6 protein-coding genes and 2 pseudogenes are annotated in these 11,027 nt (G+C 38.9%); 3 read left to right on the top strand and 5 right to left on the bottom strand.

Annotated elements, in window-relative coordinates; translation table 11 throughout:
- Window positions 1-401: 401 nt before the first annotated feature.
- The gene (gene cysK, locus HMPREF1505_RS00910) at window positions 402-1,349 is read right to left on the bottom strand and encodes a cysteine synthase A (RefSeq protein ID WP_009011384.1); all 948 of its coding nucleotides are present in this window, start codon (window positions 1,347-1,349) and stop codon (window positions 402-404) included.
- 194 nt (window positions 1,350-1,543) lie between these two features.
- On the opposite strand from cysK, the gene HMPREF1505_RS00905 reads away from it, so the two are divergent.
- The 3 genes from HMPREF1505_RS00905 (at window position 1,544) to HMPREF1505_RS00895 (ending at window position 4,826) form a co-directional block, all read left to right on the top strand.
- Window positions 1,544-2,362, top strand: a complete 819-nt coding sequence (locus HMPREF1505_RS00905; RefSeq protein WP_025837893.1) for an AAA family ATPase — start codon at window positions 1,544-1,546, stop codon at window positions 2,360-2,362.
- Between the two features lie 19 nt (window positions 2,363-2,381).
- Window positions 2,382-3,395: a DUF4435 domain-containing protein gene (locus HMPREF1505_RS00900; RefSeq protein WP_036921181.1), complete on the top strand. Its 1,014-nt coding sequence runs from the start codon at window positions 2,382-2,384 to the stop codon at window positions 3,393-3,395.
- A 129-nt stretch (window positions 3,396-3,524) separates the two neighbouring features.
- Window positions 3,525-4,826: an alpha-L-fucosidase gene (locus HMPREF1505_RS00895; protein WP_036921179.1), complete on the top strand. Its 1,302-nt coding sequence runs from the start codon at window positions 3,525-3,527 to the stop codon at window positions 4,824-4,826.
- Window positions 4,827-5,130: 304 nt separating this feature from the next.
- On the opposite strand, the gene HMPREF1505_RS00890 is transcribed toward HMPREF1505_RS00895, so the two are convergent.
- The 4 genes and pseudogenes from HMPREF1505_RS00890 to HMPREF1505_RS00875 form a co-directional block, all read right to left on the bottom strand.
- Window positions 5,131-8,349: a P-loop NTPase fold protein gene (locus HMPREF1505_RS00890; RefSeq protein ID WP_231480312.1), complete on the bottom strand. Its 3,219-nt coding sequence runs from the start codon at window positions 8,347-8,349 to the stop codon at window positions 5,131-5,133.
- 426 nt (window positions 8,350-8,775) lie between these two features.
- Window positions 8,776-9,072, bottom strand: a pseudogene (locus HMPREF1505_RS00885) (winged helix-turn-helix transcriptional regulator); the annotation flags it as partial.
- Window positions 9,056-9,376: pseudogene (locus HMPREF1505_RS00880) on the bottom strand (BRO family protein); the annotation flags it as partial. The pseudogenes HMPREF1505_RS00885 and HMPREF1505_RS00880, both read right to left, overlap by 17 nt.
- Window positions 9,377-9,772: 396 nt before the next feature.
- Window positions 9,773-11,017 carry a VapE domain-containing protein gene (locus HMPREF1505_RS00875; RefSeq protein ID WP_036921172.1) on the bottom strand — a complete coding sequence of 415 codons (1,245 nt, stop codon included), beginning with the start codon at window positions 11,015-11,017 and terminating at the stop codon, window positions 9,773-9,775.
- Window positions 11,018-11,027: the final 10 nt, after the last annotated feature.

Genomic DNA, 11,027 nt, shown 5'->3' with positions numbered 1-11,027 from the left:
CTTTTTAGGCTTGCCAAAATATATGCCTATCCCCACTAAATATCTACTGTCCCCTCGTTTTTAATCAAGCACCTTCTGCATTCGAATTAACGCCCTTTTGGCTTGCAAAAGATGCCCTTTTGAGGTGTTACTAACGCCCTTTAAGAAGCCAATTAAGCACCTTTTCTTTTACGAGTTTGCAATCGACTGATAATCTGAACGTTAGAAAGAGGGAAACTAAAGCATTATTTTATAGTGTCAATAGGAGTTAAAGTCTCATTTGTGTAAAACATTTTCAAATGTCAAAATAGTATTTATCAAACTATAAAAGCATTATCTTCCTACCTAAAAATAAAAACAGACTGCCGTGTCTTAAGGACAAAAGCAGTCTGTTGGGAAAGTATTTTAGAATTTGAAAACAATTAAAGAGGATACTCGTCAAAGGCGTAAAGCACTGTTGAGAGATAACGCTCACCTGTATCTGGCAGCAAGGTTACGATGGTCTTACCAGCATTCTCTGGACGCTTAGCAATCTCAGTAGCTGCAAAGGCTGCTGCACCAGATGAGATACCAACCAACAAACCTTCTTGTTGTGCCAACTGACGACCAGCAAGGATAGCCTGATCATTCTCTACTTGGAATATCTCATCAACATACTTATTATTATAAGTGTTTGGTACGAAGCCTGCACCAATACCCTGAATCTTATGTGGTCCACTCTCTCCACCGCTCAAAACTGGAGATGAGGTTGGCTCAACAGCAATAATCTTCACATCAGGGTTCTGCTCTTTGAGGTAGCGACCAATACCACTCACTGTACCGCCAGTACCTACACCAGCTACAAAGACATCAACCTTACCATCTGTATCGCGCCAAATCTCAGGACCCGTAGTAAGATAGTGACGTTCTGGATTAGCCTGATTCTCGAACTGCTGAAGGATAATACTACCCGGAATAGAATCTCTCAACTCCTCCGCAGCCTTGATAGCACCCTTCATACCATCCTTTCCACTTGTCAACTTCACAGTAGCACCGTAAGCCTTTACGAGATTACGACGTTCCACACTCATGGTCTCTGGCATAGTGAGAATAAGCTTATAACCCTTCACTGCTGACACCAAAGCCAAGCCAACACCTGTGTTTCCACTGGTTGGCTCAATGATTGTAGCTCCTGGCTTTAAGAGTCCTTTAGCCTCAGCATCCTCTATCATCGCCAATGCTATACGATCCTTCACACTACCACCGGGATTGAAATACTCAACCTTTGCAAGAACAGGAGTTTTGAGTCCTCTTTCTGCTGAGAATTTATTAAGTGCTAACAGCGGTGTATTACCGATAAGTTCTGTGAGTTTGTTTACTATCTTTGCCATATTCTTTAGGGATTTAATTTCTTACTTAATGTTCACGGATGCAAAGGTACGGATATTTGCCAACATGTGAAATACTCTCTTTATGTTATTTAGCATACCATAAATGTGGTATTTACATTAAAATAAGACTTTCTTATTGCCATTAAAGCAAAATTCCTTATATTTGCACTACGATTGTCACTATATCTACGAGTATGCAGAAATACGCAGATTACATAGAAGAGATTGAGATAGACTCGCTTTGGAGCGGGAAGAAACACATTCGCTGGACACTGGACCGACAGGTGAATATCCTAAGTGGTATCAATGGTGTCGGGAAGAGTACCATACTTAATAAGGTGATACGCAGTCTGTCGCAAGGTGGTGAATTCCCCAGCCATTCACTGAAGGGTGTCCGACTGAAGGTAAGTCCTAATGATGCGCGGTGGATACGTTATGACATTATCCGCTCGTTTGACCGTCCACTGATGAACTCGGATAGTATCAGCAAGATTAACGTCGATCTTGTTACAGAACTTGATTGGCAGCTCTTTCAGCTTCAGCGCAAGTATCTTGACTATCAGGTGAATATCGGTAATCGTATTATCGAGACATTACAAAGTGGTGAAGCTGATGCTGCAGAGAAAGCACAACAGATATCACAACCTAAGAAACGTTTCCAAGATATTTTGGACGACCTCTTTACCGAAACAGGTAAGAAGATTATTCGCTCGGAGAATGAAATAAAATTCTCTTCTTTAGGTGAAGTCCTCGCTCCCTATCAGTTGTCAAGTGGCGAGAAGCAGATTTTGGTTATCCTGCTGACCGTATTGGTTGAGGACAATGAGCATTACGTTCTCTTTATGGATGAGCCAGAAGTGAGTCTGCATATAGAGTGGCAGAAACGCTTAATCGACCTCATCTTAGAACTGAATCCGAATGTTCAGATTATCCTCACAACCCACAGTCCAGCTGTCATCATGAACGGATGGATTGATCGTGTGACAGAGGTTACGGACATAACCGATAAATGATTGTCAGAAGGAGGGAGCGATGGGAAAAAGACTGAGCGACAACCTATCATCGGCTTATATTGATGCAGCAAACCGATTGAACGGTAAGCGGGCACGGAGAAAGATTATCGCATACGTGGAAGCGTATGACGATATCTTCTTTTGGCGCACTGTCTTAAGCGGATTTGAGAACGAGGAGCGTTACTTTGAAGTGATGTTGCCATCGCGATTAAACCTTACCAAGGGCAAACGGTCGGTATTGATGAACCTTGTTTCGCAGAATATTGGTGAGAACATGATTGCTTGCGTTGATGCTGATTATGACTATCTGCTACAAGGAACTACCCCACTATCCGATGAAGTAATCAACAACCCATACGTTTTTCATACCTATGCTTACGCTATTGAAAATCTACAATGTTATGCACCGAGCCTACATGATGTGACTGTAGCAGTAACGCTCAACGACCATTCTATCTTTAATTTCGAAGAATTCCTAAAGCTGTACAGTGAGAGTATACATCCCCTCTTTGTCTGGAGTATCTGGCATTATCGCCAAGGTATTCATCGACGTTTTACGATCTCCGACTTTAATCGAGTTGTGGAGATTGGTAATTTCTCTCTACAAGGGGCAACTGAAAGTATTCAACGGCTACGCCATAAGGTGCAGATGCGTGTACGACAACTGCAAAAGGAAAATCCGAACGCAAAGGATAGCTATCTAAAACTAAAAGACGAACTGCGTTCCTTAGGGGTTACACCTTCAACAACCTACTTATATATACAAGGTCATCATCTCTTTGATAATATTATCGTACCGGTATTGAAACGAGTATGTGACATCCTCATTCGCGAACGTGAAGACGAGATTAACCGCAATGCAGTACACGATACGCAACGTCGAAACGAACTATCAAGTTATGGTCATAGTACGGAGGCGATTATCCCTATGCTCCGTCGCAATGTTGGTTATACGAACGCTGAACCATTCCTAAGATTGAAAGAAGATATTTATACATTCTTGAATCCACCGACACAACAACCAACAGACTGAGTCCTTCTGTTTTCTTCATAACATCACCCTACCCCCATGGTTCTACCTACACTTTCTTTACGAAGTGGGGCATTATCTGCTGTACTTTTATTATCTTTGTACTCAAAATCTAAACAACAAAATTCTTACATGAAGAAGACTCTACTTTTAATCGCAACACTGCTGACAAGTTACGTCGGTATGGCACAAGAGACTTATCATCCAACGGCTGAGAATCTTAAAGCACGCGAACAGTTTCAAGACGAGAAGTTTGGTATCTTTCTACATTGGGGACTCTACTCAATGATGGGTACTACCGAATGGATTATGACCAACAGGGATATCAACTATAAGGAATATCCTAAATTGGCAAAGACGTTCTATCCTTCAGAGTTTGATGCGGATGCTTGGGTGAAAGCTATCAAAGCTGCTGGTGCAAAGTATATCACCATTACGACACGTCACCACGATGGTTTCTCACTCTTTAAGACAGCCACCAGCACGTATAATTCCGTTGATGGAACTCCTTTCAAACGTGACATCATAAAAGAAATGGCTGATGCTTGCCAACGTAATGGTATCAAGTTGCACCTTTATTATTCTCACCTTGACTGGGGACGTGAAGACTATCCAGTGGGAAGAACAGGAACTGGTACTGGTAGAACAAAAGAGAAGGCTGACTGGGCAAGCTACTATAAGTTTATGAACACGCAGTTGACGGAATTGCTCACTAACTATGGAAAGGTGGGTGCAATCTGGTTTGATGGATGGTGGGATCATGACAGCGATGCAAAACCTTTCGATTGGCAGTTGGAGGAGCAGTATGCTTTGATTCACAAACTGCAGCCACAGTGCCTCATTGCTAACAATCATCACCATACTCCTTTCCCTGGCGAGGATATCCAAATCTTCGAACGTGACCTACCGGGTGAGAACAAGGCTGGTCTCTCTGGTCAGAGCATCGGTCGCCTACCCTTAGAATCATGCCAGACTATCAACGAGCATTGGGGTTACAACATCACTGACACCCTCTACAAATCACCCAAAGAGTTGATTCAAATGCTTGTTCGTGCTGCTGGAAAGAATGCCAACCTCCTGCTCAACATCGGTCCAGAACCAGGTGGAGCCCTTCCCGAACTTGCCCTCAACCGTCTTCAGTCCTTAGGTAAATGGCTGAACCAATATGGTGAAACCATCTACGGCACTCGTGGTGGTATCGTTGGGCCACACGACTGGGGTGTAAGTACACAGCGTGGTAACAAACTCTACATCCACATCCTAAACTGTATGGACTCCAGCCTCTTCATCCCTACTGGCAACCACAAAATCAAGTCCGCCACCGTCTTTGGCACCAACAAGCGTGTCAACTTCACAAAGACTGGCAACGGCATCACCCTTAACTTCGACACCGTCCCTACTGATATTGATTATATCGTTGAGTTGACGTTGTAAAAGGATATCAAGTTTATTAGTATGCAAAACAACCCGCAGCAATCAATCCGTTGCTGCGGGTTTGTTTATGCATAAGTATGGTTTTCTTCCTCAAACTTATCCGACACTGATTATCAGAACCTGACATTTGCATGACGCAAAAATATTTCCTCAATTTGAGTAGTATCGATTAGTAAACATCTTGGATGTTATCATATAATATTTACTATGACTCTATGTGCAAAGACGAAAGCAATGTTTGATAATCCATCTTGTAATTGTCTTATAACAGCTTTTCGTATAATATCAGCAATATAATCAACTTTTATGTATTGTTTTTACTAGAATCATCTTGCTTATTATTTATCAATGTAGCAATTTTATCATGTATTGATTCATATATTTCTAATTCTAACATATTTTTTAGGATAGGCTGACCAACAGTTACTCCAACTTTGAATATATAGAGATAAAAGTCAGAAAAACTTGTAATGATCTCTGCACATTTTTCGTCATGATAAACAGGTTTAATGAAATGTTCTATTATGCCTATACATGTATTTACAGCAATATTTTTATATAGTCTTGGAAATAATTTTCCAAAGACTTGGAACTGTATATTATTGGTATAGTTCTGTGTAAAGTAAACCGACATCTTGTCGTTAAGGTAGCTAATAAATATGGACGTATCGGGTGAATTGCTTAATAAGCAATTTAGAAGTTCTTCATCTCTAATAGCATTACAACTAGTAACATAATCCAGATGTTGTTTTAATTCTACTGTAAGCTGTTCATTTGTTGATGGTAGACATTTCATTCCGAGGAAGACTTTCACAAAACTAATCCAGTAACTACCACTATTTAAGAAACCTTCAGGTTGCCTTTCCATTGCTTTTACTGCCAATGTAATAAGCCCGTGTGTGAAACTTCCAGGATTACTCTTATAATCTTCGAATAATGGTTCAAGAACATAGCTACTATAAGAACTTATATCATTTTCATCCCATTTAAAAGGGCAACGATTAAATTGTTTAAATAAAACTTCATAAGTGATATTTAGCGCATTCTTAATACTTTGTATGTTTTGAGCAACATATTTTGGATTAAGCTTGCTTCCAACACAATTCTCTATCATATATCGATTTATTTTATATAGAGCACTGCCAGAATTACCCAATCTAGTTATAAGGCTAGTATAATTTATATACTTTTCGATTATATGACTTACTCTTGGAACCATCCTATCCTCAAAATTGGTAATGTCATAGCCGTTTGCAACATACATTGCGGCTATGTCTTCATTACCTTGCTTTGAAAACTCATTCCAAGGAGCAGAACAAATAGCAGGAGCCTTCGGATTTATGGTTTCAGCATTAAAATGTGTTTCCAACATATCATCTCCATCATGCAAAAGGCGATTCACAAGTGCGGAAAGACGAAGATTATCGTCATCATTTGCCCAATGTTCAATTCGCTCTGAAAGTTCATTTCTCAATACACTAAAATTATATCGTGGGTCTTTAAGTACTAATTGAAACATAAAAATAGTAGAATCTATGCCTTTTAGTGTATTATCTAATACATACTCATTGAGTAGTTGATTATCTGTGGAGACTTTGAATATAGGATAATTCTCTCCTGCAGCATTCACATATTCCTCAAATATCTTTGGAGTAACTTTTCTTTCCTGCAACATTCCTATTATATTAATTTCCTTATATGTATTATCAATCGCTTCTTGGAGATTGTTCAATACGATATAATAGTTTGCTCCATTTATCAAACTACATTTGGATATTTTGCTACAGTATGATTTAAGTAATCGTTTAGCACAATTTTCTGAAACTTTCTGTATTAAAGTATGTATAGTCTCATCATTTTCTATCTCCGTGAAATCTATTTCTGATTTCATATTCGCAAGCGCATCCCATTTTTTATTAAGCCGTTCTTGTTCTTCCTCATTAAAATTAGAAGTATCGAGCGAGTTGAAACTCTTAACTGCATTCGCAAGACAGTCTTTTGTAATAGACCTAGAAGTAAGAATAGATTCTAAAACAGGAACAAAGTGTGGAGATTTTGCATATTCTGAAATAGAATTCCCATTATTAATCAAACTCAATAATACATTTCTAAGCGGAAGTTCACCAGCCAATTTTTCATCTTCAATGCCATAGGCAAATTGACATAGTTGCACTCTTACATTGTCTGTCTGTGGGTAGAAACTATTTACCTTGTCGAAAAGTTCATTTGATAAAAGGCGACTTTCCATAGTCCCATCTTGATCATACAATATGTACTCTTTCTTCAATACATATAAGGCTAGGTTCTGAAGGCGAAACTGCTCTTCAGGCCACTGGTGGCGTAATGCTACAAGTTCATTTATGAAACAGATAACGGAACGGGGATTTGGTTCATCTTCTAAACACATAAACACTTGGCAAATATGTTCTTCATCATGCTCATTCTTCCCAAAAGCTTTTTCAAAGAATTTTCTAAAAAGTTCTCGATAATCTGTAAAAACTGGTTTAGGAATAGTAAATACAATTGGGAAGGTCTTATTAACAAACTGCTTAAATTTATACGAATTTTCTTCATCTTTAGAAAATACAGCCTCACATAAATGCCTATAATCAAAAGGTATTATCGCCCATATACTTTGAAAGTCACTTCCTGCAAAGAATGTATAAATAAGAGACCATAACTGAACAACTTTATAAGAGGGAAGTCTATCCATATTATCAAATACGATAATGATTTTCTTCTTTTTAGAATTTTTATTATTTAATTGTTCTGAAATTGCTTGTAACCAATTTTTAAATTCAGTCACAGATGGCTCTTCACTAGATGTAAATTGCTCATCTATTGTATTATCATTTTTTTGTGTAAAAAAAGTTATGAGATCCCCCCATTTTTCGTTACAGCTTGCATACAGTATAGCAAAAATAAAAGCTAATATTATAGGGCACAACTCTATTAATAATATACATAGCAAACTTAGTTCTATTTTATTATCAATTAATTGGCTACATATTGTCGTTGACAAACCAAAATATCCTACTGTCAAAATACCAACAATAGCAGTCCAAGAGAATTTAGGGATAGATTTAGTTATCGTGGTCGTCTTATTAGATAGAAGCATTTGAAGTTGATCAGCCCATTCTGCAACGTGGTCTTTTCCACTCCTCATTTTTATTTTAACTTCCCCACTAAGTACACCATCTTGTATAAGCTTATTAGTAAGAGTCTCTAATATAGAACGACGTTGTAAATCTTCTTGATGCCCCCATGAATCATAAGTAAATGTATAATAAGAATCAGATTTTAGTTTCTCTTCTATCTTTGCAACTACATTTGATTTACCCGTTCCCCAACGACCTTCCAACCCTATTATACGTGGTATACTTACCTGACCAACCTGATTATCATTGTCTGTCTTTCGAATGTAATCAGAAATACTCTCTGCTAATCTTGACTGAGACTGTCCTTCAGAAAGATCCTCACCAACAGGTTTATCTACAATAAAACGAGGAAAAGTTGTTTCCATATTTTTCATACTATAAATGTTTATCTTACTTAATTAGAAAATTTACACACAATTTCTGCTAGACAAATATCTAACTATTTTCAATTTATATTGAAAAATCTACAACGTTTTATGACAAAAATGAGTTACTTGCCTGCTAAAAACGAATATGATTGCAACTTGAAAACAAATTAGTCTTCTCTTCATCTTTCATTTCGAATTCTTTATACATATAAAGTAGTATTTTGCTGTCTTCCAAGCACCTTTTCATAGATAAGTTTTTAGTTATACTTCCCATTAACATGGGTAACACCTTGCAAATATAATATAAAATATTTATATAAAGAATAAAGAGAAAAGGTTTTTTACAAAAAACTTTGCTTACAGAATAGCATTTATATCTAATATAATTTTATTTTAAGTGAATAGCGATTCATAAATTAGATTTTAGTTGTTTAGTTCTTTGCTTTTAATCTCCCAATAGCCATTGCACTTACCATTTTTGCGTTCAATAATGCCACGTTCTGACAAACGCGTTGTCATACGTTTTACGGTTCGCTCAGACTTACCTATATGCACAGCAATTTCCTTTTGTGTTGCTTGTGGTTTCTCCTTGACAAACTTTATAAGTGCAACTTCTTCCAAAGTGTAATCCAAAGTGTCATTATGGCTCTTTGAAACTTCCAGGCTGGCACTTTGAACCAAATGCTTTGGTGCCTCTATATGTAGAAGTCTGTTCTTTACGTGGGTCACCATTTTGTGCAATTAGGTAACAGCCATAGCGAGTTAAGAGAATATCATCAATCTCTCTTTCTGACCCAGACCCAAGATTAACCATTTTCCTGACGTCAGGAAAATGGTCAGAAACCAAACTCCCTACATTTTCACAGGCAATTTTGGCTTTATCTATTACTTTCGAGAAGTTCTCCCATTTAGAATAACCCAAAAGCAGCTGAAGTTCGCGTGCACTCCAACATTCAATCTCCTCGACCTCTACAGCCACAGCTTCAAAGCCATTGTATAATTCTTGAATTACTTCTTTTTTCATCTTATCAGTTTTGTAGCTTTTATCTTATTCATAGCAGCAAGACTTAGAACACTTTGTAGCTTAGATATTAAATATCCTCTCACTTTATCGTCATTTACGAACAAGAAAATATATAGTGTCTTTCCTTGCGCTCTTTCATAGATGAGTTTTTAGTTACACTTTCCATTAACATGGGTAACACCTTGCAAATATAATATAAAATATTTATATAAAGAATAAAGAGAAAAGGTTTTTACAAAAAACTTTTCATGCTGAATGTCAATAAAGCAAACATAGTTTTGTTTTTAGTTGCTGTCACTTTTAACACTTTACGCAACGAACAGATTATAAACCACTTATAACGCATCAAGGAGTGACAGTAGTGACAGCAACATTGAAAGTTTATTCGGACAGTAACTAACGGTTTAAGATGGGAGAGGCAGACTGGTCAAGGCTACTACGTACTGCCACCAAATACTCTGTGCCATGCGAAGAATGTTTACTGTGGAGGTTCGGGATGTTGGCAAGGACACGACCGAAATGGGAGAGGCTTGTTAGGTGTAGCTGACTGCCGTATCGCTGGCGGAGAAGACTGAAGATGGAGGCGGCTGTCATATAGGCACCCTTGGTCAGGTCCTTAGGAATGGAAAAGCACTCAAAGAAGAGAGCCTCAGCAGGGCTGCGCTGTTGATACTGCACGTTGTTTGCCATAATCTCTTGGGTGTCAGCCTCATCAAACCAATAACGTCTACCAGCCTCAAGTTCGGCAACAGCCTGCGCATAGAGCTGCTCATAGTCTATGTGGTCGACCAGATGGATTGGACCAGTCAGCGTAACTGCAATAAAACGGCGACAACCACTGGGATCGCTAAAGACATCCGAGACGTTTGCCGTAGCAATGAAAGAGGCAACACGTGGCAACGTAAGCTGCTGCTGACGATAAGGCTGACGGAGTTTTACGCTTGCAAGCTGCATGACATTCTTCAAAAAACCCTCTTGCGTCTTTGCCGACAAGGCATTGAACTCATCAATGTTTATCAGCAGCGACTGGCTCATTGCCCGCAGCGTATTCTGTTTCTCACTCATAATAAGATTATCGTTATATCCCCACTGCAACGCTTCAGGCAGAAGACGTTTGCAGAAGGTAGACTTCCGATAGCCTTGTCGGGAGATGAGCAGCGGAGCCACACTGTTACCATGCGAAACATCCAGCCCCATCCATTGTGCCACCATCGCCAGAAACCACGTATGGAACCATTCTGCCCACCGTGCGTTGTCATTAGGAACACAGTCAGCCAAAGCCCTGATATGATCCTTTCCGTCCCATCGCCCACGCAGACTATTGAGGAAGTCGTCCACAGGATTAAAAACCTTGACAAAGCCCGACTCCGTATATCGTCGGATGTCCTTGTCCCACACATCAATCCCATCAAGACGCGCCTTGATAGCGATTGTGTTGCGCATCCGTTCATCCGCAGGCACAAAAGGTTCATCACTCCCTGCCTTACGGATTTCCGTACACCCTAAGGCGGTGTTAAATCTCATTTCATACTTCCGCTCAAGATAGTTGAGCAGACGACGAGTAATATCATTTTTAAGTCTTTCCGACTGTCGTTTTCGCTGATTTTCAGCTTTAATATTCTTAAGATTCTTGTATTGCATATACGATAGT

It is taken from the genome of Prevotella sp. ICM33 (genome assembly GCF_000517825.1).
Classification (GTDB): Bacteria; Bacteroidota; Bacteroidia; order Bacteroidales; family Bacteroidaceae; genus Prevotella; species Prevotella melaninogenica.
The sequence above is the reverse complement of the archived record's forward strand: the minus strand, read 5'-3'. Positions and strand labels throughout refer to the sequence as shown.